General features: G+C 41.2%; 15 protein-coding genes. 13 read left to right on the top strand and 2 right to left on the bottom strand.

Annotation, left to right across the window (positions count from 1 at the left end; all coding sequences use genetic code 11):
* The first annotated feature begins 131 nt into the window (after positions 1-131).
* The 12 genes from PQO01_RS03580 to PQO01_RS03525 all read left to right on the top strand — a co-directional run bounded on the left by PQO01_RS03580 (position 132) and on the right by PQO01_RS03525 (position 19,973).
* Complete coding sequence (locus PQO01_RS03580; protein WP_274312674.1) at positions 132-2,285, top strand: NPCBM/NEW2 domain-containing protein; 2,154 nt, start codon at positions 132-134, stop codon at positions 2,283-2,285.
* 163 nt (positions 2,286-2,448) lie between these two features.
* Positions 2,449-4,710 carry a glycoside hydrolase family 36 protein gene (locus PQO01_RS03575; RefSeq protein WP_274312673.1) on the top strand — a complete coding sequence of 754 codons (2,262 nt, stop codon included), beginning with the start codon at positions 2,449-2,451 and terminating at the stop codon, positions 4,708-4,710.
* A 193-nt stretch (positions 4,711-4,903) separates the two neighbouring features.
* Positions 4,904-5,707 (top strand): type II secretion system protein, encoded by an 804-nt coding sequence (locus PQO01_RS03570; protein WP_274312672.1) that lies wholly within the window; start codon positions 4,904-4,906, stop codon positions 5,705-5,707.
* A gap of 95 nt (positions 5,708-5,802) precedes the next feature.
* On the top strand, positions 5,803-8,529 hold the full coding sequence (locus tag PQO01_RS03565) for a dienelactone hydrolase family protein (protein WP_274312671.1): 2,727 nt from the start codon (positions 5,803-5,805) through the stop codon (positions 8,527-8,529).
* 1 nt (position 8,530) lies between these two features.
* The gene (locus tag PQO01_RS03560; protein WP_274312670.1) at positions 8,531-9,898 is read left to right on the top strand and encodes a GDSL-type esterase/lipase family protein; all 1,368 of its coding nucleotides are present in this window, start codon (positions 8,531-8,533) and stop codon (positions 9,896-9,898) included.
* 149 nt (positions 9,899-10,047) lie between these two features.
* Complete coding sequence (locus PQO01_RS03555; RefSeq protein ID WP_274312669.1) at positions 10,048-11,565, top strand: sialate O-acetylesterase; 1,518 nt, start codon at positions 10,048-10,050, stop codon at positions 11,563-11,565.
* Positions 11,566-11,684: 119 nt separating this feature from the next.
* Positions 11,685-12,677 carry an IS30 family transposase gene (locus PQO01_RS03550; protein ID WP_274312668.1) on the top strand — a complete coding sequence of 331 codons (993 nt, stop codon included), beginning with the start codon at positions 11,685-11,687 and terminating at the stop codon, positions 12,675-12,677.
* Between the two features lie 114 nt (positions 12,678-12,791).
* A complete protein-coding gene (locus PQO01_RS03545; protein WP_274312667.1) occupies positions 12,792-13,625 on the top strand; it encodes a DUF1559 family PulG-like putative transporter in 834 nt (277 codons plus the stop codon).
* 20 nt (positions 13,626-13,645) lie between these two features.
* Positions 13,646-14,290: a hypothetical protein gene (locus PQO01_RS03540; protein WP_274312666.1), complete on the top strand. Its 645-nt coding sequence runs from the start codon at positions 13,646-13,648 to the stop codon at positions 14,288-14,290.
* Positions 14,291-14,292: 2 nt separating this feature from the next.
* On the top strand, positions 14,293-16,749 hold the full coding sequence (locus PQO01_RS03535) for a hypothetical protein (RefSeq protein WP_274312665.1): 2,457 nt from the start codon (positions 14,293-14,295) through the stop codon (positions 16,747-16,749).
* Positions 16,750-16,938: 189 nt separating this feature from the next.
* Positions 16,939-18,258, top strand: coding sequence for an IS1380 family transposase (locus tag PQO01_RS03530; protein WP_274311999.1), 1,320 nt, complete (start codon positions 16,939-16,941; stop codon positions 18,256-18,258).
* A gap of 287 nt (positions 18,259-18,545) precedes the next feature.
* A complete protein-coding gene (locus PQO01_RS03525) occupies positions 18,546-19,973 on the top strand; it encodes a sulfatase (RefSeq protein WP_274312664.1) in 1,428 nt (475 codons plus the stop codon).
* A 277-nt stretch (positions 19,974-20,250) separates the two neighbouring features.
* Here the strand turns inward: PQO01_RS03525 and PQO01_RS03520 are convergent, their stop codons facing one another.
* Positions 20,251-21,633: a DUF1501 domain-containing protein gene (locus PQO01_RS03520; RefSeq protein ID WP_274312663.1), complete on the bottom strand. Its 1,383-nt coding sequence runs from the start codon at positions 21,631-21,633 to the stop codon at positions 20,251-20,253.
* A 2-nt stretch (positions 21,634-21,635) separates the two neighbouring features.
* Complete coding sequence (locus PQO01_RS03515; protein WP_274312662.1) at positions 21,636-23,978, bottom strand: PSD1 and planctomycete cytochrome C domain-containing protein; 2,343 nt, start codon at positions 23,976-23,978, stop codon at positions 21,636-21,638.
* Between the two features lie 206 nt (positions 23,979-24,184).
* Between PQO01_RS03515 and PQO01_RS03510 the strand changes: the two genes are divergently transcribed.
* Entirely contained in the window at positions 24,185-25,045 is an 861-nt protein-coding gene (locus PQO01_RS03510) for a type II secretion system protein (RefSeq protein WP_274312661.1), read from the top strand.
* Positions 25,046-25,092: the final 47 nt, after the last annotated feature.

Raw genomic sequence — 25,092 nt, 5'->3', positions numbered from 1 at the left:
AAAATCAGATTCAGCAAGAAATCGAAGCTATTCACCAGATTAGTACGAAAAAAATGTATCAAGTGCTCAAAAAAAATGCTTAGACTCCTATCTCATGCTCTAAATTAACCATAAAAAATTAAAGCGTATTTATGAAATCTATTTTACTCGTATTTTTTGCCCTCAGCGCAATAACAACTTTCACTCACGCCCGGGAATTCCAAAACCCTCATCAACTCTGGGCCGACTTCGATCCCGATAAAGGGAACTTCAAAGAAGAAATTATTTTGGAAGAAGTTCGCGATGGAATTTACTTTAAAGAAGCATATATCTCCGCCTATGTTCTCGGCGAAGAAGTTCGCATCTACTGTAAATACGCTGTAAAAAATGGCGCCAAACAAGCACCTGCCCTCATGGATGTCCACGGTTGGATGGGTCGCCCCAATATCAGCATGTCTTATGTCAATGATGGATGGGCCGTTTTAGCCCACGATTACTGTGGCAAATCAGGTAATCGTCCTCATTACACCAAATACCCAGAAAAATTACGCTATGGCAATATCGATGCCAAAGTGGGTTACCGCATCAAGAGCAAACTTCCCGATGGCTCTTATATCACTGATCCCAAACAAACTGACGACTATCTTTGGTACGCACTTCAACGTAGAGCTCTGAGCTACCTACTTGCTCAAAAAGAAGTCGATAAATCACGCGTCGGGGCGAAAGGCTACTCCTATGGTGGCACGATCATGTGGAACCTAGGTATGGACGAAAGAGTGAAAGCCATTGTGGCTTATTTCGGTATTGGCTACCTGGAATACTACCGAACCAAAAGTGTTTGGCTCTACAACAACCCCTACAAAGCGCCAAAGCAAACCCCAGGCGAAAAGCTCTATCTCAGCACTATCGCACCGCAGGCTCACGCACCGTATATCGATGCAGCATGTCTATGGCTCAATGGCACCAACGATCATCACGGTGGCCATGAACGCAGTGAACATATTTTTAAAGGCCTTCCTAAAACAAGTCCCTGGGATTATGCCCTGCAGGCTCGTGGTCATCACAACACTGAAAAGCTGGGAGACGATGCAAAAGTCTGGCTGGAAAAACACGTACTCGGCAAAGATCACTTTTGGCCCCAGCGCCCTGTTTCAACACTAGGTTTAAATGCTGAAGGTGTCCCACATTACACCATCACCCCCTCTTCTACAGAAGAGGTTGAATCGGTCAAAATTTATTATTCCCTAAAGAACCCTGTGAGCTACACGCGCGCTTGGCGAGATACCACCGCTAGTCGCCAAGGAGATACTTGGTCAGCTAGTCTACCCGTAATGAATATCGATGATTATGTTTTTGCCTTTGCTAATATTCATTACAAAAATAATATCGTTGTATCAGGTGACTTTGAAGCTGCGATCCCCGCTAAACTCGGCAAGGCCATTGCCACCGATGAGCCTTCTAATGATTTATCGGCACAAATCTGGTCCGACACGGCTCCAGTCGAAGGCGTCGGCGGCATCATGGGTTTCCGCCCCTTTAATAAACATCGTGGCACCACCAATGAACAATTTAGTGACCCCAAATGGCGCGCGCCTAAAGGGGCTCATTTGAAATTCAAATTTTACTGTACTCAACCTCAAAGCCTAATTTTGAGAGTTAATCGAGATCACCTATTCAATTTAGAGATCACCGCTTCGGATGAATGGCAAGAAATGATCATCAGTCCCGATCAAGTCATCAGTACTAGTCTCAAGTCGCCATTAAAGGCTTGGTCTGAGACTACAAAAATCCAAATTGCGCCGAAACCAGGTGCCGACATTACAAAAGTCATTTTCGCCAATTTTGAATGGATTGAAACGACTCCTAAACCCGCTAAAGCTCCCATAATGAATCAGGATAAAGTCTACCTAAGTCCCGAAATGGCTATCGAATCATATTCTTTTTGGCGTGTTATGAAAGATAAATCTGTATCGGGTACAGCTATTTCCATGCTCGGCAAGAAGTATCAACGTGGCTTAGGTTTACACGCCGACTCCAAACTCACTTTTCTTATCCCCAAAAACTGCCACTATTTCAATGTCACCCCAGGTGCGGATGATGCTCAACGCGGCGAACTTCGCATGAAAATCCTCGTCGATGATAAAGAAGTTTTTAATAGTGGAAATATTTCGAGCGCTAATCAAGAAGTCAAAAACTTACAAATCAACGTTAGTGGCCATCAAAAACTTAGCCTCATTGTAGAGCAGGCTAATGCTAATAAAGGTGGTGATCACGCCAACTGGGCCGATGCTCATTTTTCAAAATAATCTCATATTTTTAAACCTAATTGTAGCACCATCCCAAAACTATTGCTTAAGAAAATAACAAAACTCGTTGAGATTTAATAAACGACCTTCGTATTAATGATCACAGACACAATCCCCAAACAATCACATAGATTAAAATAATCATAACAACTGGAGACCCCCTATGATTAAAAGAAATAGATTTAAGCTTTTTAGCTCTCTATTCATTGCTTCCATGCTCTCTGCCACCGCGGCAGAAGCGACTTTCACACCGAAAGCCGATACTTATACAGTTAAAAGCGATTTCTCTGCCAACTTCACTGCCAGTGCATCTGCCGTATATAATGTGGATGGTAAAAACCATCGCGTCGGCACAAAAAGCCTACCGCTCAATGGCAAAGTTTCTGTCTCTACAGTTAGCACTCCTTTCGGCGATGCTATTCAATCAGAAGCCACTTACGGAGCTGATGGCGCTGACTACAAATTCACTTTGAAAATCAAGCAGCTCAAAGACCTCAAAGCCTTTACTGTTCAAGGCATTTTTCACAATCATAGTGACAAGAATGCAAAGCTAGCAACAATCGACCTTTTCGACACTATGGGTGGCACAGGTCAGTTCGAAATTGCGGATCCCGCAAAATGGCTCATCACTCCACTCATGCAGCACGATCACGCAAAAACTCTTGCGGAAATGAATGGCTCTGCAAAAGAAGTCGCTCTTTTTGTCAACACTGAAAACGACAAGAGTTTCCTCATGGGTCCTGCTGGTCCTGCAGAAGCTCACTGTAGAGTTGAGATTCGTGGCAAAGAAGTTAAAGCCTATGCCGAAATGGATCGCGTTCTTGTTGAACCAGGTGAGAGCCGACGCTCAGAAGAAATGCTCTTCATCTTTGAAGATGCAAAAACAAACACAGATGTTTGGACTAAATGGGTAGCTCACACACACAAAGCTCTCAGCAATAAAGGCCCCGTTTACGGTTGGTGTAGCTGGTATGACCGCACCACTAAAATTGACGAAGCTCACGTTATGGATGTGCTCGAAACCCTCGACTCTAACCCCAACACTTTTGGTAAGGGTATTGTTCAAATTGACGATGGCTATCAAATCATGGACGGTAACTGGAATGGCAATGCCAAATTCCCATCCAACATGTCTCGCGTTGCAAAGAAAGTTCGCGAAGCTGGTATGATTCCTGGCGTCTGGTTCGCTCCACTTATGGTTAATCCCGAGCACCCTTGGAAGAAGGCTAATCCTGAAGCTATTCAAACAAATGCTAAAGGTATTTCCAGCTTCATGAACCCCAACCCCTTTCACCCGGATGGTGCCAACTGGATCAATCCTTCTCACCCAAAATCTAAAAAATTCCTTCGTCAAGTGATCGAAACGGCTCGTGACAATGGTTACGGCTATATCAAAATCGACTTCAATGGTATTGGCAATCAATTCGTTGATCCTAAAATCACTCGTCTTCAGGCTTTCCGTAATCTCTACACGCTTTACCGCGATGCCGCTGGTGAAGATATGTACATCCTCTCATGCTTAGGACAACCAACTCGTGGCGTTATTGGCTTTGTGAATGCGGCTCGCGTCGGACCAGACTCACACCCAGCTCACTTCTCGCACTGCCTCGAATCCGTACTCCGTTTCCAGATTTTTAACCGCGTTTGGTGGAATAATGATGCCGACGTTTCTTACCTCGACGTGAAACTTCCTTCTCGCCGCGTGGGTTACACTCCACAAGGTGAAGACATGTGGAAAACTTGGCACAACACTGTCGCTTTAACTGGTGGTACAGCAATGATTTCTGAACCAGTAAATAAAGACGATGTAAAAGCTGTGTGGCGCAACTACGAAATCATGCGTCCTGGTAGTGCTGAAAACTCACGCCTTCTTACTCTTGGTAAATCAGCTGAAAACTCAGTCTTTGGTTTTAACGCTCAACGTACTTATGGAAATTTCGCGGTCTACAATTTATATAACTCTGACAAAGAGAAGTCTCACGACATTAGTATAGATTTTGTTGAAGCTGGCCTCCCAGCTGATACAAACTGTGCGATCTACGACTTCTGGAAAAACGAAGTTACCGGATACACTAAAGACAGCTACACGGCTAAGGCTCTCGCCAAGAATGCTTCTGAGCTTCTACGTTTCACTCCTATAAAAGGTGGCGCTCCTCAGCTCGTAGGTTCTAACCTTCACTTGTCAATCGGTGCTACAGAAGTGAAAGAAATCTTCACGACTAAGAGCATGGTAAACATCAAGCTTACTAATGCTGGTGCTCAAAACGGTGACCTAATTTTCTACTCAGAGAAAGAGCTCACTGCGGGTTCCGCAGAAAACTGTAAAATTGCGGGTATCGCAAAAGCGGGTAAGAACCTTTGGAAAGTCAGTCTCACTGGTAGAAAGTTCGATACTAAGCAGAGTGTTTCATTAAAAATTAAGTAAGCACTTTTCAATTAATTAAAAACGGAGTCCAAGTGACTCCGTTTTTTTTTCTAAAAATTTAAAATAAATCATAAAAGTCGTTGAGATCACCTAAAGCCCTGTCGTTTTAATGCTTAAAGACATGAAACCCAAAGCCTAATCAGCTCTGCTTTTCAACTTATTTAAAAAACGAACTAAAATTAAGGGGTTTAATATGATTTGTTCAAGACAGACAAAATGCTTCACTCTCATCGAATTACTCGTGGTTGTCGCCATTATCGGTATCTTAGCATCACTCCTACTACCTTCACTCAAATCGGCTCGTGGCTCGGCTAGACAAGTTTCCTGTCTTAATAACCAAAAAAATATTGGGACTGCCTTAGCTCTATACTACGACGATAATGACGGATCTATCCCTTACGCTTATTACCCAGGAGCTTATGGTTGGGATGATCAACTCCGTACTTATTTAAGCGGAGATAATATTGACCATGCGACTCTAGTTGCTACTACTTGGACTGCCGCTCAAGCCTTAGATGTTTTACTTTGCCCCAGTGCCAAAGAGCAATATAACCAAAACATTCCAGACCGCCCTCGCAATAGCTATGTCATGCCAGCTGAAAATAACGGATGGATTGCTTGGGGACTCAAAGATCGCTTTTCAACATACTTAGTAAATGCAAACGAAGCATTAAACCGCAAAATTAATACTATCGCTGATGTTAGTGGTACTATTGCCCTTACTGAAATTGATTTAACTGGAAATGATTCCACTCTCACTCAAGGTTCAGGTGGAATGGTTTTCCACCCAGAGCTTCAAGCTGGTCCTAATGGCAATGGCTTTTGGGCTAATCCAAATGCCACCAACACGACTCTAGATCTTCACAACAAGGAAAAAGTAAACTTCCTTTTAGCCGATGGTCATGTTGAAGCTCATCATCCTTACTCTGGCGTCGTCGTCGGCAATGGTAACCCCACCGATCCCGCTGGCATGTGGACCACGGCTGCAGGTGACTAAAAACTTATAAAAAGCTTATTAGCTGTATCAAATCATAAAGCACTCCTGCTAGATATTATAGATTCATTTAAAAAATTCTAATTCCTGGATTAATCATGCTCAAAACCTTTACTTCTCTCGCCTTACTTTTTGCGCTATCCGCAAATGCTAGTGACAAATCAAATGACAGCCTGCCGCCTCTATCACCTCAAACTCTACCCGCAGATATACCTTCACTATGGGCCACTTTTGACAGTGAAAAAGATCCCCTGGAAACTCAAGTTCTTCATGAGTATGAAAAGAATGGCGTTACGGTGCAAATGATTTCCTATGTGGTCGGCACTTTCAAAGGTAAAAAAGTTCGCATGGGTGGCTACCTGGCTTATCCCATAAAAAATAATGGCAAACTTCCTGGCATCGTTCAGATTCATGGTGGTGGCCAGCGCGCCATGGGTGATTATGCTCAAGGCATTGCCCAAAATGGTTATGCGGTTCTCGCAACAAACTGGGGTGGTCGCCTCATGGAGCATCAAGAAAAAGGTAAGCCCGGAGAAGGTAAAATCGGAACTGATTGGGCACCATTAGATGCCACCCAAAAGAATAATGCTTGGTACGCTAAAACCGCCCCCGGCCCCGTGAGTTACGATGACTTTGAATCCCCGCGTAACAACAACTGGTTTCTAATCAATATGGCCAATAAACGCGCCATCACCTTATTACAAAAACTCAATTTTGTTGATGCAAATAAAATCGGTGTGCATGGTCACTCCATGGGCGGAAAATTGTCCGTCATGCTTGCGGGTACTGACAAGAGAGTCAAAGTCGCCGTCCCTTCCTGTGGTGGGACTGGTGCGGCTCCTGCTGAGCTCAAGAAACGCAAAGGTAATTCGGCTCGCCCTCAGCCCATCACGGCTCTCTACGCGAAATACATTGATGACGCACAAATGCTCCCCTACATCAGCGCTCCAATTATGTACAATGGCCCGCAAAACGATTTTAATGGGATGATGTCAAACATGGCTTTTAACTGGCAAAACATTCCCTCCTCAAACTCGGTACGTTACTCCATTAGTTCTCATTTAAACCATCGCCACGCGCACGAATCTTCCTATGTGGACTTACTCATGTTCGAGCAATACCTAAAGGGAACTTATCAACTTCCTAAAACTCCGGAAATCAAAGTTGATTTAAAGGGCGACAAAAATGGTCCCATTATCACCCTCATTCCCGACGGTTCACAGGAAATAGATCACGTTCAAATTTTTTATTCTCAAGATCCCAATGGGCAGTTCCGTTTTAATCGCACCGCCAAGGCAAAAAAAGTCGGTAATAAGTACATCGCTTCTGCTCCCATTCTTTCTAAGGATCTTGGCTTTTTTGCCATGGCCAATGTCTTCTACAAACATCCGAAACACTTAAAACTTCAGGGACCACGCTGGAATGCGAAGCCCGCAGATACCTTCATTTTGAGTACTAATATCCAAAAGTTTGAAATTCCAGAAGTTCAAAAAGCCGACCCGGTCGTGAGCGATCAATTCACTCGTATCATTGAAAAAGATATACTAAAAGCCGATTTGCCAGATTGGTATGCTTACTCCCAGACCGCCATTCATACCCGTAAGATTCGCGACCCCAAGTGGCGTGGTCCCATCGGAGCAAAACTTTCTGTAGATGTTCTTGATCCCGATGCCGAAAACCTCATACTTGAACTCGAATTCAATTCCTACTCCAAATATGGCCGCGAATACGCCGCAGGTCTGTTCTATGTCGTCAAAGCTCTAAAAAAATCTAATGATTGGCAAAGAGTGGAAATTGATATTGCTGATTTAAAGCCTCTGAAAAACACTCATAATGGCGCACCTAAAGACTGGCAAACACTCGATCATCTTACCTTTAACAGTACGCTAAGAGTCAATTCCAATGGCCACACACAAAGCTTCCGTGCCAACTCTAAACACGGCAAAGGACGTCAAATGCGCAATATTCAGTGGATCGGCGGTCAATATCCTCAGACTATTCTTATGAATGGTGGTGGCTTGGAACTCAGTTCTGCAGATTATGAAAAGCAATTCAACGATCAGATCGAAGTCTCCATTGAGCTTGAGGAAAAAGTTGATGGCCTCAAAAAAGCTAAAGAAATTAAAGCTGGTCCTAGCAAAAAACCTTCTACCAACAAAATCAAAGCAACTCCAATTAATAATCCCACTTCAAGCACATCTTCAGACGCTCAACTTCCCGCCCCTTGGCAATCCAAAAATATCGGTGCTGCCCCCGTTCCCGGTACGATTCAAATGAGGGGTGGGAAGTTAATTATCAGTGGTTCAGGCGCTGATGGGATCGGCAAAACCAAAGATAGTTTCAATTTCGTCTTCAGAGAATTCGAAGGAGATGGAAGCATCGTTGTAAGGATCAATGCCATCATAGGTGAAAGTCGTGTCCATTTTGATTTCTATGGCTTAATGTTTCGAGAAAGTCTAGAAGACAACTCTCCCATGTTTTCATTTGCACACACCCTATTTAGAACTTGTGCTTTCCTTAGGCACAGTAAAGGTCAGGTAGGTATAGGAAATCACGAAAATGGAACTAATCACCTTCCAATCTGGTTAAAAATCACTCGTTCAGGAAATGATTTTACTGCATCTTATTCAGCGGATAATAATTCTTGGACTGAGCAATATAAGGCAACAGTTGTTTTACCTTCCAAACTCTACATTGGCATGTTCTCTACTTCTTCAAAAGATGAAAATGCTTCCAGCGCTGAATTCAGCGATTTCAAAATTCTAGACAAAGCTTCACAGCCCATTAAAGCTAGTAAAAATAAAAAACAAATCATCTCTATTTAAAATGAGACTCATCAATAAATTTACTTGCTTGATTCACTTGCTATTTGTTGCGAACTTCGCAATTGCTGCTCCACAGACGACTGTGCCTGTCCCCCAGCCGCATCAGTGGTGGGCTGAACGTCAGCAAGAAAAGAGCCGCGAAATTGCCAAAGCTGATGTGGATGTATTGCTGATCGGTGATTCCATAACTCATTACTGGGAACGCAGTCCGAGTTACGGCTACTTTTTTGGTGACCGTAAAGTTTTAAACCTCGGCTTTGGTGGGGATAAGACACAAAATGTTTTGTGGCGTTTAGAGCATAGTGAGCTCCAGGGACTCAAGCCTAAAATCATCAGCCTTTTAATTGGAACCAACAATGCCAATAATTTCAGCCCAAAAGATACCTTGGCGGGGATTCAAAAAACCCTTTCCGAACTTCGTTTGCGCTTCCCGCAATCCAAAATCCTCTTAACTTCAATTCTTCCTCGTGGTGTTCAAGAACTCGATCAAAAGAATCGTAATGTCAATCAATCCCTCGCCGAGTTCGCCGATAATGAATCGATCTTTTACCTAAATATTTATCAGCGCTTCCTCAATAAAGATGGTCAGTTGAATATGGCACTCTACTACAAAGATGGCGTACATCTTAGTGACCAAGGTTACATTTCTTGGGGCAATGCAATGGAGAGTTATATAAGTAAGGCGCTCGGGGACAAAGCTCGAGATCCTAATCCTGTTTCTGCCATCCTGCCGACACCACAAAATGGCGATCGTCACAAAGCTAAAGTGAAAGAAGCCGCCACTTCCAATCACGAGCTCATCTTTATTGGAGATTCCATCACTCACTTTTACGATCGCGAAGGTCAGTGGGGCATGCCTGTATGGGATAAATACTACAAGCACCGCAATGCCATGAACCTGGGCTTTGGGGGTAATACGACTGGTCATGTTTTATGGAGGCTTCAGAACGGTCAAATAGATGGTCAGACTCCAAAAGTAACGGTGCTCATGATCGGCACCAACAATACCCACGTCCGCAAAGGTAAGGCCGAAAATACTTTTAAGGGTATTGAACAAATTGTCGAAACGCTGAAAAAGAAACTTCCGGGTAGTAAAATCCTTGTCTTATCCATCTTTCCGCGCGGAGCTGACAACTCAGATCCCCTACGCCAAGAAAACCAACGAGTCAACAAAATGCTCCCCTCTCTCGCCGATGAAAAGACGGTCTTTCACCTCGACATCAATGACGCTTTTCTCGATGAACAAGGAAAACTTTCAAGAACTCTCATGCCCGACTTACTTCACCCCAACACCAAGGGTTACCAAGTATGGGCTAAAGCCATGGAACCTACTCTAAGTAGATTACTCAATGAGCCCGCAGTAAAATAGCGGCGACAATAAACGAATATTATCAATTCTTGTAACAAGCCCTTGCTCTAACAGTTAAGCTTATCAAATAAAATTATCTCTAGTCAAAAACTTGTATCAAGGCACGTATCCTTATTTACAAATAATAACCAAACTCTAAAGGAATTCACATGACCATTTACAATAAACTCATCAGTTTGAGCATGCTCCTACTATCTAGTCAATTATTTGCTGACGTCGTTCTGCCAAAGATAATTGATAGTAGCATGATACTCCAGCGCGACGCCAAAGTTCCTGTTTGGGGTTGGGCCGATCAAGGCGAAAAGGTAACAGTACAATTTGCGGGCCAAACTAAAACTGCCCTGCCGAACCAAAAGGGTAAATGGATGATCGAATTGGATCCTCTAAAAGCTTCTTCTGTCGGTCGTCCCATGACTATTAGTGGGAAAAACTCTCTTAAGTTAGATGACATCCTCGTCGGGGAGGTCTGGCTCGCTTCAGGGCAATCTAACATGGAATGGACTTTTGCTCAAAGCAATAAACAGGAATTTGAATACGCCAAAACTTTTGCTGATAATAAGCAGATTCGTTTTTTCCATGTCGAGCATCACCTGCAATCAGGTATTCCATTGGATGATACCCTAGGTCGCTGGAAACTCCCTGCAGAATTCATTAATCAGTCCCACATGGTTTCTGCGGTTGGCTTTTACTTTGCCGCTAAACTCCACACCGAACTCAAAGTTCCCGTAGCCATTCTGGACTCCAACTGGGGTGGCATGCGCATTGACTGCTTCATTTCAGAAGAGGGTTACAAAAGCCAAAACCTTCCCTTGCGCAAACATCCTTATGTAAGTAATCCAGCTCAGCGAATGACTCGACTGCAAAAAATGAATGACTCCTTAAAACAAGCTCTAGTTGCTGAAAAAAAGGGCATCAAACTTCCCTACATTGAAGATCGTCTAAATGGCTGGGCTGAGAATTTTATTTATAATGCCATGATCGCTCCCCTCACACCCTATGCCATCAAAGGCTCGATCTGGTATCAAGGTGAATCTAACCGTGGTGATCAAAAGTATTTTGAAAAACTCAAAGCTCTTTCCTATGGTTGGTCAAAAGCCTTCAGAGTTAAAGATATCCCACTCTACCAGGTACAAATTGCGCCATTCGATTACACTCGTGGTCAAAACCCCAAAGATCACACCCTTAGCGATACCATCTGGAAGGCTCAGTACCGTGCGGCAAAAGAAGTCCCCGGAATTGGCATCGTTCCCATTCATGACACCAATATCAATATCAAAGATATTCACCCGCAACATAAACGTCCCGTTGGTGAAAGACTTGCGGCCCTCGCACTCAATAAAAATTATGGCAAGTCCAATAATGCCTCCGCACCCGAATTCGCCTCTGCGAAGTCCGCAAAGGGAAAAGTCATTGTTAACTTCAAGAATCTCAAAAGCTCACTCACCACTTTCGACGGCAAAGACCTTTCACACTTTGAGCTCTCTGCTGATGGCAAAAATTTCGTAGCTGCCAAAGCCGTGATCAAAGGCAAAACTGTGGAAGTTTCTTCCCCTGCGATTTCCGCACCAAAGTTCGTTCGCATGGGCTGGAGTGATATTGCCATCCCAAATCTTAGCGAAAAAAGCGGCTGGCCCGTCTACGCCTTCCCCGCTCAAAAAATCAAATGAGCTGAATTCGAGTAGTAAGTGCAACACCTCTGTTAGTCACTAGTATGTAAGATATCGAGTAAAACAAGACTCAGATGTAATCTGTATTAGTGACCAAACTAAACACAGAGGAGACTATCATGTCCTATAAACACCTGAGTCTTGAAGAAAGACATTACCTTGAGTTAGAGCGAAAGGCAGGCGAATCACTCAATAAAATAGCAAAAAAGCTCAGTCGTTCAACAAGTACGTTATCACGTGAGATTAATCGTAATATAGGCCAACGTGGATATCGTAATAAACAGGCTAATGAACTAGCTCAAAGGCGACAAAAAGAGAAAGCGAAAGCAGTTAAGTTAAACGTTGAGATTAAGACTTATATCAATGAACATCTTGAAATGGATTGGAGCCCTGAACAAATAGTAGGTCGATTAAAAGATGATAAGGCAGTGTCTCTTCATCATGAAACCATTTACCAATACATTCTCAAAGACAAGCAGTCTGGAGGCGAATTGTATAAATTGCTTCGACATCAAGGTAAACCTTACCGTAAGCGATATGGTAACCAACACAGTAGGAATGGCATTCCCAACAGAGTTGATATAGATCAGCGCCCTGAAGCGGCTAATAAAAGAGAACGAGTTGGTGATTGGGAGCTTGATACAATCATAGGGAAAGCTCATAAAGGCGCAATAGTAACAATGGATGACCGTAAATCAAAAGTACGATTAGCACTGCCTGTTTCTCAAAAAAAGGCTTCTTTAGTTAGTGAAGCCATCATTAATTTGTTAAAACCCATTAAAGAACAAGTTCATACCCTAACATTTGATAATGGGAAAGAATTTGCTAAACATGAAAGTATTTCTGAAATCTTGGAATGTAAAAGCTATTTTGCTAAACCATATCATTCATGGGAGCGAGGGCAGAATGAAAATGCCAATGGTTTGCTACGTCAATATTTCCCTAAGAATATGCCTCTTGATAAAGTTAATGTTTCAGAGGTTGAAATTGCTGTTCACAAGCTTAATAATAGACCTCGAAAATGCTTGAAGTTTAAAACACCTTATGAAGTATTTCAGAAACTAACTGGAATTGATTTAACAAAAAAAGTGGGTGTTGCACTTATGAGTTGAATTCAAGTGAGACTTTTTTATATAAAATAAAAATTAGCTGAAAAACCAATGAAAATTTGGATAGATATAATCTGTATAATATATTATGATTAAACAATTTAGGATTGTTATTTTATGTTTATGCCGATTAGTCTAAAAATAAGAACACCTAGTTCAACTAAAAGATTTTCATTAATTGAATTATTGGTAGTAATTGCAATCATTGGAATATTAGCAAGTCTCCTTCTTCCTTCACTTAAAAAAGCAAGAGAAAGTGCCAAGCAATCAGCTTGTACTAACAATCAAAAACAAATTGCTATCGCAATAACCATGTACCAAGGTGATAACGACTCATATTATCCATATTCATCTTTAAACAACTCAGTTTCTATGGTTGGTGACCCAAGTTATGGAAGCGTTTCTTTTGATGACATGCTAGGAATGGGTTATGATGGTAGAGAAATGGACCTAACTACAGCTCAAAATGGAAGCATTTGGCCTACCTATGCACCCCATGCAGGATTAGCTACTAGCTTGTACACATGTGCAAGTGATGCACTTGAGCGGACTACCACCATAACAGTGCCTAGGACTTATTCGCTGAATGCTATAACGGGTGGAAACATTTTAGGCATTTCTGGATATCATACAGGTGGGAATTACACAACACCTGTATCCGCAAATTACAATGATCATATTTTCGGAAGTGCAGATACGATAGTAATGCGAGAAAATATGAAAGATAATAACGTTCTAGGCAACCATAATTCCAGTATTGGCAATCCAAGAAGCTTGTTGACTAATGGTGTACTTCCCCATGGAGTAAAATCGAACTACCTATATGCCGATGGACATGCAGCTACAGTCAATTATTACAGCACCATGATTAGACTTGATAATTCATCAAGTCGAAACCCAGATGGGTATGATTTCCGAGGTACTGCATGGCAGGCAATACCAAAACCATAATTACAAAAAAAAGTTATAATATGAGACTCACATTATTATTGTTCACATCATTACTTTTTAACACGTCGGCATTTGCAAATTCAGTTGAATTAGATTTTGATAAGGCTCCCTTGAACAGCACTGAAGTTCCTGGAGTAAAAGGAAAATTCAAAATAGTAGCTGATACTAAAGATAATCACATCCTTCAAGTATTCAGTGAAGGCAAAAATGACTCCGCTAAGATCAGAATTCTTTTAAAAACTCCTAAAAATAAAGATTCATTCAAACTAACTACTGATCTTAGAGTCAATACCTCCGCCACTCCGGCAGGAAAACTCCTGACAATAACTGACTGGGATGTTAACAAAGAACTTTTTAGATTAGAGACTACTTCAGGAAAACTTAAATTACGTGCAACTAATTTAGAAAGTGGCAAACTAAAAGCTTCCGAAATTTGTGCTTACCAGGCAAATACCTGGATGACGCTTGAACTGGTTTTAAACCGCTCAAAAGGAGTATGCCAAATAAGTCTAGTAGACAAAGGTAGCTCAAAGCCAATCTACCAAGGAACGCATACCATAAATAAGCAATTTAAGCATATCTACATGGCCAGTTCAGTATGGCCAGGGCAAGCAAAAACTGGATATTCATATCAGTTTGATAATATTAAAGTCAAACACAAATAACTTTGCTTTTAAAAAAATACATTAGCAGATTAACAAATACTTTAGCCGTTTGTTGCTTATTCATTTTACTAATAAGTTGGTCACCAGATAAAGCTAAAGAAAAAAATAATACAACCAATTACACTCAAAAAAACAAATCTGCAGAAGTTCAAACACTTCAGAAAGCTATTACTTTACCAACTGAAGTTCAAATTCAAAAAGACGCTCTCGAAGCACTTTTTAGACTTAGCGCTTCAGAAAAATATGAAGTAAAATGGTTCAACCATATCAACACGGGTGAGAAGCTTTTACGATCAATAATTTTTCTTGATAAGCCTATTCAATTATCAAATTCAATACAAATCCCTCTGCCCACCTCGATAACTAACAACCTAAATTTATTTGATGAGTGCAATATCAAGGGAGTTGATCTAAACAAGCTCAAAGTCAGAGTCAAAGGTCCAAAAAAGCTTGAACTTAAGCATAAAATATCTAATAAAAAATATCATTCCTCTAGAATTAAAGATCTCAAGATCTTATATAATGAAAAATATGTTCTGGAAATTCATGGCTCAGGATCCATTGATTCAATAATTTTTTACAGTAAAAATGGTATCTCTCCTAATTTCGACGACCGCGCCTGGTCTATTCTTGGTGCAAACTCCCCCATATTAGATATTAAGGCCACGGTCTATCCTCATATTAATAGAAACATTGAAGGTATCACCAAACTTGAACAAGATAAATTCAAGCGAATATATTCCAATATAGATGGTCCAAAAATACATCTTCAGGCCTTGGGCGAACTCAAAAAAAGTGGTTTTTTACCCGGTAGACAAATGACTAAGCTTGCGCCACTTCTTGAAAAAGGTTTTGGCATCAAAAACACACCAAAATTAGTTGAAGATCCCAGTCGTCCTGGATGGAGTGACCCATCATTTTTTGAAAAAAATTATTTTCCAGATGAAAATAAAATTAGTTTTTTAAATGAAAATTACCCAAAAAACTTTGAATTTGTACAGTGTCTTAATAATTGGCCTAGCTGGATGGAACCCCAAAATATTAAAAGCAAAAATGAAAAAGGCACCCCGGCAGTTGAGCTTTTCGATTCTGCAGCAGCTCTCGCCGCTGAATATATTGAGGCAACAAAACGTAAAAATGGCTTAATAGCAAATTATTGGGAAGTCAAGAATGAATCAACGATCAAAAGTGAATGGCTTTATCATTGGGAAAAAGGCTATGATAGCTGGAAACTACTAGCAGACTTTCACAATAAAACGTCAAGAGCAATTAAAAAACGACTCCCAAACATCAAAGTTGGTGGCCCTGCTAGTGCATGGATGCATTTAGAAGCTGGAGGTAAAGATGGATTTAAACTAGCCGAAGAACAATTGCGCTTTATGGATTTAACTAAAGACTACCTGGACTTCTACTCGCATCATTTTTATGAAGTTAAAGAACTTATCATCAACGATCCAAACCGTGTCAACAATTATGGGGGCTACCTTGCAGGAAGATTAGAAGCCGATTTGGATCTTTTGCGCAATCACATGTTACTAACTGATAATTTGAAACCCCTTATCATTTCTGAAACGGGAACCCTCATGAGGGCACAAAACGATATCGATCATTGGATAAAGCTCAAAAACTACAACTCTCTTATGATTCGTTATATGAATCGAGCCCATGAATTTAAAATGGTCATCCCCTTTCTCATACCCGTCAATTGGTGGGAAAAAGGTGCTCAAGACACGATTTATGATATTAATGAGGACAAAACACTGAGTCCCACAAAGCAGGCGCTCTTTTTAGATTTCTGGAAAAATTACAAAGGTGATCTTATCTCCTTAAATTCCACAAACCATAATATTTTTATGCATGCAGTAAAAGATGGACAAGTAATTTATATCGCCGTCAATAACATGAATCCACAACGCGTAAAACTAAGATTAAATTTGCCCACTGAAACTGCTGAAATAATTAAAATAGAACAAAAAAGAATGTGGCTCAGTAAAGATGAAATTAAATACGATACTCACATACTCAAAGATCTATCTAAGATCCCACTCTCAGTTGAAGAAACCAGTATAATAAAAATCACTTTGGACAGAGACTCGAAATTCATATCAAGTCAAAAGGAACAAACTTTTTTTGGCGATAAGGTACTTCAAGACACTGGTCAAAACTCTGCTTTCAAGATCTCCTGTCCAGCAGAGGATATTCAAGCTGCGAAACTTAGAGTATGCTTTGGTCGCAAAGATGGTTTTCAAAAAAACTTATCATTAACTTTTAATGGCGAATTATACACAAGTTCTTTAAAAAGAACTAATAAGAGTGGTAATTTCTTTGGCTACGAAGAATTTATTATTCCACCAAACATCATTAAAAGTAAAAATGAAGTCAAGGTGTATATCCCCCAATATGGCGGAAAAATCAGCTCTGTTGCCCTAACTTGTAAAATTGCAGAGGATTTGCTTTAACTAGCGCATATCAATCAACGTACATAAATCCCACATGGCATATTGAATAATATCCCATGCTTTGTATCAAATTGAAAATTAAATTCCTGAATCCGTGAGCTGATCTTAAAAAACAGCTTAAAAACAAGAAAACCTGTTGGTTTATAGTAATTTAAGTTACGACACCAAAATCACCCAACAGGTTTTCTCATGAATAAAGCATTTAAACTCGACACAGGCAATGATTCCCTTCACAGTATTGGCGGAATATTTTTAGGTGGCCAAGTCCTTCAACAAAGTGAAATTGACGATGAGTTCAATACAGATCACAAGGCCAATCATATCTTTCAAGATCTAGATATTTTCAAATCACAGGTGGGGTTACTGATTCAGGGGCGTGAACGCTTCACAGATATTAGTCAGTTTCGTGAAAACGAAGTCTTTATGAAATCACTTGGATTAAACAAAGTTCCATCCGAGGAACGTTTGCGTCAACGACTAGAAATCATGTCTTCTGAGCATGAAGTGCATTTAAAATCAGCGAATACAAACCTGCTCAAAAAACAGTGTATAGGTAATATATCAAAAGGGGGGATGAATTTTATTCCACTCGATATGGATGTATCACCCATGGATAACTCCGGTAGCCATAAAGAAAATGTGAGTTGGACATATAAAAATCATGACGGATTTTCTCCCATGTTTGCCTACCTTGGAACTGAGGGCTTTATGCTAAATAATGAGCTGCGTCCAGGTTCACAGCATGCACAAAAAGGGATGCCAGAGTTCTTAGATGACAGCTTTACTATGATCAAAAAATTAAAGCTTAAGCACCCCGTACTACTTCGTTTAGATTCCGCTCACGATGCTGAGGTTAATTTCGGACACCTTCCTGATGATCAATATTTTCTGATTAAACGGAACCTTAGAAAGGAATCTAAAGAACAGTGGCTATCCAACGCACGGCGTTTAGGGCGACAGCTTAAATCTCGAGATGGTAAGAGTGTCTTTGTCGGTGAACTCCATCACAAACATCCTGGAAACAATGAAGAACATAAAGTGGTTCCTGTTATTTTTAAAGTTACGGAACGACTCGAAGATCAAGATGGCAATCGACTTTTGATGCCAGAAATCGAAGTGGAGACCTATTGGACGAATTTACCTTTAGAAGCCGAGGATGTGATCGAACTTTATCACGATCATGGAACCAGTGAGCAGTTCCATAGCGAATTGAAGAGCGATATGAATGTAGAGCGTTTACCCTCAGGGAAATTTAAAGCGAATCAATTCTTTTTGCACTGCGCTATGCTCGCTTTTAATGTGCTCAGAGTCATTGGTAATCACCTTATCCATAATAAATCTTTGGCTCCAATTAAAATCAAAGCCCAACGACGCCGCCTACGGTGCGTGATACGTGACTTGATTTTAACCGCTTGTAAACACGTAAAGCACGCAGGAGATGAAACTCTCAAGTTTGGTCGACATAGCCCTTGGTTTAAGCTGTATCAAAAAATATCATTTAGCCTTTAATCCACTAATAAGAAGTTTATTGCAAAGCTCTTTTATTGAGTTTTGTGCTTTACTCTGTCCAAGTTGGGTGAATTGCCTTAGAAATTGCTATATTTACTATCCTTAGACACCTGATCACGAGCGATAGGCTTAAGAAATAAGGACATCTCACAATCTGGGATAAAAACGATCTAAGAATTACTCGACCAAACCATTATCTCATGAATCTCAAAACCTGATCACGGATTCAGGAAATTGTTATGATCTATCACCTATAATATTCATCTCCATAACAGGCATACTTTTTAATGAAAACAATCATAATACTGCTCCTCCTGCAATTTTCACTTTTTGCTCAAGAAAGACCCAACATCATTTTCTTCTTTATCGATGACCTAGGATACCGCGACCTAGGCTGTTACGGCAGTCCACTTTACCAAACTCCAGCAATCGACAGCTTGGCAAAAGACGGAAAAAAATTCACAAGCGCTTATGTGACTGCCGCCGTATGTTCCCCTTCCCGTGCGGCTGTTTTAACTGGTCGTCACAATATGGAACTGGGCATTTGGAATGCTTCTCACCGCTTTGAATCAAAGGTTCTCATCTTCCCGAAAATACTTTCTGACAATGGCTACCAAACCTGGCATTTAGGCAAATGGCACGTTGGGAAAAAGCAATACAAAACGACTCACATGGATCTTGGTTTCAATGTTGGTATGGCTGGCGAGGAATCCTGGGATCCAGGCAGTCATTTTTATCCTTACCGTCACCCATCTGCCAAGTATGCCAACCATCCTGGACTTAACGTTCCTGATTTAAGAACCGGTGGTGTCGAAGGTGAATACCTTGCTGACCGCCTCACTGATGAAGCGGTAAAACTCATCCGCAAACGCGACACGGCAAAACCCTTTTTCCTCAATCTCTGGCACTACGGCGTTCACTCCCCCTTTGAAGCTAAGCAGGACAAAATTGCTAAGTATGAAAAAATCATGAAGGAAATGAAGTTCAAAAAAGAGTTTAATCGCGATCCCATAAGCAAGGCAAAATACCACCTTTCACCTCAATCAGCTGTGTATGCTGCGATGATAGAAAGTATTGACGATAGCGTTGGCAAAATCATAAAAGAACTCAAAGATCAAAAAATTTACGACAATACCTTTATCATCTTTTACTCAGATAACGGGCCCGTGGCCGTTACTAATGTTGAGCCCTTCCGCGGCTACAAAAACTCCCTCTACGAAGGCGGTGTTCGCGTACCTGCAATTTTTAGCTGGCCGGCAAAAATCAAACCCGGTGTAAGTGGTGAAAGAATTTGGGCTTTAGACATATTCAGCACTGTTCTCCAACTTGCAGAGGTCAATGTAAAAGACCATTACGATGGCGAAGGTGTCTCACTTCTTCCACACTTAATTGATGGAGAAAAAGTGCCTAAAAGAGATTTTTATTGGTACTTCCCGGAAGATCGACTTAGTTGGGGACAACGTGCTAGCACCGTAATTCTCGATAAAAAAGACATGAAATACCACCTCTTTTTTGGTGATTATGAGGCTGAGCTATTTGATCTCAAAACCGACCGTAGTGAAAGTAAAAACCTAATTCAATCTCACCCCGAAATCGCCAAAGAACTCCATAAAAAAATAACTTCAAAAGTACGCGCCAATTACAATATCCTTCCACCTCCATTGCGTGAATTCGCTCATTTAAAGGAAAACATTGAAGTGAAAATAGGGAATTAACGGGAGTACAAATCTCATAATTCTTACTCAAGCGACAAAAAGTTAAAATAATTTTTTATTCAAAACTAAAAATCATCGCTTTTTACGTACAAGATTTTACTAACTAGTATAATTACTTATTAAACAATACGTTTAAGGAGATCCAAATTGAAAAAATACCGCATTGAAATACCTCTTCACTTTTTCATTTCCTCTGTCTTTTCAAATTGGGTATGGAAGTGGAATTAAGCTTAATTAACACTTACCTAAAAAAGCATTCTACTCGAGCCTGATAAATTTAAGCCAAAATTTTCTTAATGAGATGGGCTTCTTCAACTCCCGTCAGACGATTATCTAAGCCTTGGAAACGTACCGTGAGCTTCTTGTGATTTATGCCCAGGAGATGCAACATGGTCGCATGCATATCACGGATATGATGTGCATCTTCAACGGGTTTGTAACCCAATTCATCAGTTTCACCGATAGAAACACCTCCCTTGACGCCACCGCCACACATGAAGTAGGACATGGAGTTCATGTGGTGATCGCGCCCTGCATCACCTTTATTTGTTTGAGACATAGGCGTGCGACCAAATTCACCTGCAAAGACAATCAGCGTATCTTTGAGCATGTCGCGATCTTTCAAATCTTTGATAAGTGCAGCGGTTCCCTGATCCACGGCTTCGGCACAAATTGGCATGTATTTGCGAATACCATTGTGATGATCCCAACCGCGGTGATAAAGCTGAATAAAACGTACGCCACGCTCTGCTAGCTTTCGTGCCATAAGGCAATTTGAGGCGTAGGATCCGTCGCCAGGTTTACAGCCATACATATCCAAAATATGAGAGGGCTCATTACTCATATCCATGAGATGTGGGATACTGCTCTGCATCCTGTAGGCCATTTCATATTGCTGTATGCGCGTTGAAATTTCATCATCATCCATATGTCTCGCAGAAAATTTATTGAGGCGATTAATTGTTTTGATAAGCTGCCCCTGTCGAATGCGGTCGACCCCATTGGGGTTATTAACATAATGCACGGTATCACCCTTGGAATTGAACTTCACGCCCTGATAAACGCTATCCAAAAAACCATTATTCCACAAACGGGCATAAAGGGGTTGCGGATTGCGACCTTTAACAGATTCGAGAACCACAAAACCCGGCAAATCTTTAGTTTCACTTCCCAAAGCATAATTCACCCAAGCTCCCATACTCGGGCGCCCATTGAGGAAAGTCCCGGCATTCAACATGCTTATCGCTGGGTCGTGATTAATCTGCTCGGTGTATGCCGATTTCACAATAGCCAATTCATCTGCGACTGAACCCAAGTGAGGAAAGAGCTCGGTCATTTCTAGGCCAGATTGCCCATATTTTTTGAATTTAAACTGAGGACCATAACAAAGGATTTCTTTTTGAGTTTGAAGCTGAGCTAATTGCTGTCCCTTCAAATAATCCATCGGCATTGCCTTGCCATCAAATTTCTTGAGAAGCGGTTTATTGTCAAAGCTTTCAAATTGAGACATACCACCCGACATAGTTAGGAATATCACGCGTTTCGCTTTAGAGTTCTTAAGTAAAAAATCAGGATTTGGAGCAGTAGCAGCCGCCAATGGAGAACTGATCATGCTCGCTCCTGCCAAGCTACTAAATCTTAAAAATCGTCTTCTATCCATGATTATCTCCTTACAATAAATTCGTGTGTATTCATCATTCCGCGAGCTACTTGAGTCCAGGCTGCTAACTCCGCTGCGTTTAAGTGTGGGTCGACTTTTTTATTCCCGACTTTAAGTAGACCTTGAGCCTGTTCAGGATTCGATTGATAAAATTTGACTTGCTCTTCATAAAAAGCTTTTAAGGTTTCGATTTCTTGCTGCTCAGCCTGTCGACTTAGCGCATTGAGGTAAAGCCATTTGAGTTTTGCTTCGGGACTTTGCCCCCCTTCTTTGATCAATCTCTGAGCTAGGATTTTTGCGGCCTCCACAAAAGTCGGATCATTGAGAAGCGTAAGTGCCTGTAAGGGCGTATTTGATGGTGTTCGAGAACATAGGGCAATCTCGCGATTAGGGACATCAAAGTTCACCAAGAAGGGGTGTAGGAATGTTCTCTGGAAGTGCATATATACGGCTTTACGGTACTGCTCATCATTTCTTTCTGATTTATATTTAAAAGGATTGAAGTTCATGGAGTCATAATAACCTTGAGGCTGATAGGGCATGACATTACGACCACCCATCTTATCATTGAGTAAACCACTGAGCTGCAAGCTCGAATCACGTATAAATTCCGCATCTAAACGCAGGATACACTGGCGGGCCAAGAAACGGTTGTAGGGATCTTCGCTTTTCATTTGATCACTTCGTTCAGTTGACAAGCGATAGGTCTCGCTCATGACAATAGCTTTGATGAGTTTTTTGATATCCCAATCCTTTGCAAAATGTCCCGCTAAATAATCGAGTAGCTCAGGATTATCAGGAAACTCACCCTGTGAGCCTAAGTCATCGGTATTACCCGAAATACCCCGCCCGAAATAAAGCTCCCATACACGATTCACAAAAGCGCGCGCTGCCATGGGATTATTTTCTGAACAGAGCCAGTTGGCTAAATCCAAACGATTGGCACGTTCTTTTTTATTGATTTGCTTGAGAAAATGGGGAACTGCTGGCTGAACAACTTCTCCACTTTCATCCATCCAATTTCCACGTGGAAAAATGCGCGTCACACGTGGTTTTTGTGCTTCGGTAACAAGACAAAGTTGCGCCTCATTTCTTAGTCGAGAAATTTGTTTATTAAGGTCCTTGTACGCTTGAGAATTCTTTTTGGTTTTTTTAAGCTGCATATATAAGGCATTAAATTTCTCTTCTTTTTCAGCATTAGGAAAAATCCGTATCTGTGGTTCAAAAGTACTATTATTCCCCCCTCTGTACACACCATCCTGCTTAATATCTGCGAAGAAGGCCGCCATAGTATAAAAATCTTTTGCTGAAAAAGGGTCGTATTTATGATTGTGACACTCCGCACATTCTAAGGTAGAACCCAACCAAACTGCAGAAAGATTACTCACTCGGTCAGCCGCATATTTAGCCAAATATTCACCCGCTTGGGCTCCCCCTTCTTTCGTAGCTTTATTTAAACGATTGTAAGCCGTTGCAATGACTTGCTCTTGAGTAGGATTGGGAAGCAAATCACCTGCCAGTTGTTCACGTGTGAATTGATCATAAGGGATATTCTCATTGAGCGCCTTAATCACATAATCGCGATAGGGCGCCGTTTTGTACTCCTGGTCACCGTGAAAACCAGCTGAATTTGAGTAACGTACCAAATCAAACCAATGAATAGCTAAGCGCTCACCATAGGCTGGTGATGCCATCAATTTATCTACGAGTTTCTCCCAGGCATCTGCTGATTGATCCTTCTCAAAATTAATACGTTCCTCATTACTAGGAAGCATTCCACGTATATCTAAGCTGAGGCGACGCAGTAAAACATTCTTACGGTCCATCTCGTTACGCTTCTCAAAGCCTTTTGACTTGAGTTTCGCGATAATGAGTTCGTCAATCATTTTGGGATTGATTTTATCCTCAACTTTAGGTAAGGCTTCATAGGCCCAGTGATCCTGATACTCAGCGCCCTGCTCGATCCATTTTTTAACGAGTGCTTTATCTCGCTCGGTTAAGCTGTGGTGAAAGTCCGCAGGTGGCATAACTTCATCTTCGTCGTCGGATATGATCCGCTCCCAAACAATAGATTCATCCGGCTTGCCGGGAATAATGGCTGGTTCTACACTACGTTTTTTCCCTGAGCGAGAAGTGTAATGTCGTTCCTGTGTTGCTACTTCAAAACTGTGCAACTGCAAATGAGCTTTAGCTTCGTGCTCATCGGGTCCATGACAGTTAAAGCAGGTACTGGAAAAGATTGGTCGAATATGTTCATTAAATGAAATTTTGTCTGGGAGTTTCTCCGCCGACACAAGTATTGATGAACTCAGTAAGGTGAAAATAAATAATTTCTTTAAAAGCATATTAGGCTCCAAAATTTAGTCTTTTACCTACTTCCCAAGAATTTAATACTTTTCCCAGGCTAACACAAAAAAATCTGCTATTTATGTAAACCCCTATCTAAAGTAAGAACTAAGTCGTCTAGTCAATGTAAGAAAAAATAAACTTTGTAACAGGCTCATTTTTTTGAAGTTAGATATCTTTATACCTATAAAACAGGAGTTCGTTTGTGTCTTACGTTCAGGATTTACCTCTTAAAGATCAGCAAAAAAAATTCTCATTCACACTTATTGAGTTACTTGTCGTCGTTGCCATTATTGGCATCTTAGCATCCTTACTTTTACCCACATTGGGTAAAGCTAGAGAAAAGGGCCGTATTGTGGTTTGCACCAGTAATCAAAAACAAATCACTATTGCCAATTTTATGTATACAGATGATCATGAGGGCTATTTCCCTGCTTCAGACTCAAATGGTGTTATTAGTTGGGATGACCAATTAGGAAAATATGATGGCCGAGGCTTAGAGGAAAGTATGATGGGTGGAGCTCTTGGCAAATGGGGTGCCCTGCAGACAGAGGTGTCGGGAGGTGCTGATCATGGCGCTATATATCGTTGCCCACTTGACGACCGCGTTGATCCTCTTATGATTATCAGAACTTATGGGCAATCATCCCTAATTTATGGAGGTCCCATTAATCCAGCATTTCAGCTCGGAGCTCACCGAGGCATAGCTGGGTTTTGGATCAGAGGAGCTGGTGACATCCCCCCTGCTTCTACAAAAATTGAAAATCTAAATAGTAGTAACGAAGTAATTGCCTACACCGAAAATTTCGCTCCTCTTGACTCGAAGCCAGTTGTTGGTGCAGATAATTTAGTTAGACTACGTCTAGGGAACTCCTGGGAATGGGGAGGAATCAACCCTGAGGTCTTTGAGTTAAATGAACCCTATCACAGTGACATGAAATTTAATTTTGCCATGACAGATGGCCATGTGGAGAAAATGAATTACTTCCAATCCATGAGTCGTACTGATGGCTCTATTGCCACAAATGCAGACACATCGAGTACTAAATGGGATTCAGCTCGATAATTTTCACAATTATTGAATTTAATATGTCCTAAGCTGTAACATAAGCA

This window comes from Lentisphaera marina, assembly GCF_028745505.1.
Classification (GTDB): Bacteria; Verrucomicrobiota; Lentisphaeria; order Lentisphaerales; family Lentisphaeraceae; genus Lentisphaera; species Lentisphaera marina.
The sequence above is the reverse complement of the archived record's forward strand: the minus strand, read 5'-3'. Positions and strand labels throughout refer to the sequence as shown.

Bases quoted from the DNA above. Each gene is read 5' to 3' on its own strand.
- PQO01_RS03580 (WP_274312674.1), top strand. From the start codon at position 132: ATGAAATCTATTTTACTCGTATTTTTTGCCCTCAGCGCAATAACAACT.
- PQO01_RS03575 (WP_274312673.1), top strand. From the start codon at position 2,449: ATGATTAAAAGAAATAGATTTAAGCTTTTTAGCTCTCTATTCATTGCT.
- PQO01_RS03570 (WP_274312672.1), top strand. From the start codon at position 4,904: ATGATTTGTTCAAGACAGACAAAATGCTTCACTCTCATCGAATTACTC.
- PQO01_RS03565 (WP_274312671.1), top strand. From the start codon at position 5,803: ATGCTCAAAACCTTTACTTCTCTCGCCTTACTTTTTGCGCTATCCGCA.
- PQO01_RS03560 (WP_274312670.1), top strand. From the start codon at position 8,531: ATGAGACTCATCAATAAATTTACTTGCTTGATTCACTTGCTATTTGTT.
- PQO01_RS03555 (WP_274312669.1), top strand. From the start codon at position 10,048: ATGACCATTTACAATAAACTCATCAGTTTGAGCATGCTCCTACTATCT.
- PQO01_RS03550 (WP_274312668.1), top strand. From the start codon at position 11,685: ATGTCCTATAAACACCTGAGTCTTGAAGAAAGACATTACCTTGAGTTA.
- PQO01_RS03545 (WP_274312667.1), top strand. From the start codon at position 12,792: ATGTTTATGCCGATTAGTCTAAAAATAAGAACACCTAGTTCAACTAAA.
- PQO01_RS03540 (WP_274312666.1), top strand. From the start codon at position 13,646: ATGAGACTCACATTATTATTGTTCACATCATTACTTTTTAACACGTCG.
- PQO01_RS03530 (WP_274311999.1), top strand. From the start codon at position 16,939: ATGAATAAAGCATTTAAACTCGACACAGGCAATGATTCCCTTCACAGT.
- PQO01_RS03525 (WP_274312664.1), top strand. From the start codon at position 18,546: ATGAAAACAATCATAATACTGCTCCTCCTGCAATTTTCACTTTTTGCT.
- PQO01_RS03520 (WP_274312663.1), bottom strand. From the start codon at position 21,633: ATGGATAGAAGACGATTTTTAAGATTTAGTAGCTTGGCAGGAGCGAGC.
- PQO01_RS03515 (WP_274312662.1), bottom strand. From the start codon at position 23,978: ATGCTTTTAAAGAAATTATTTATTTTCACCTTACTGAGTTCATCAATA.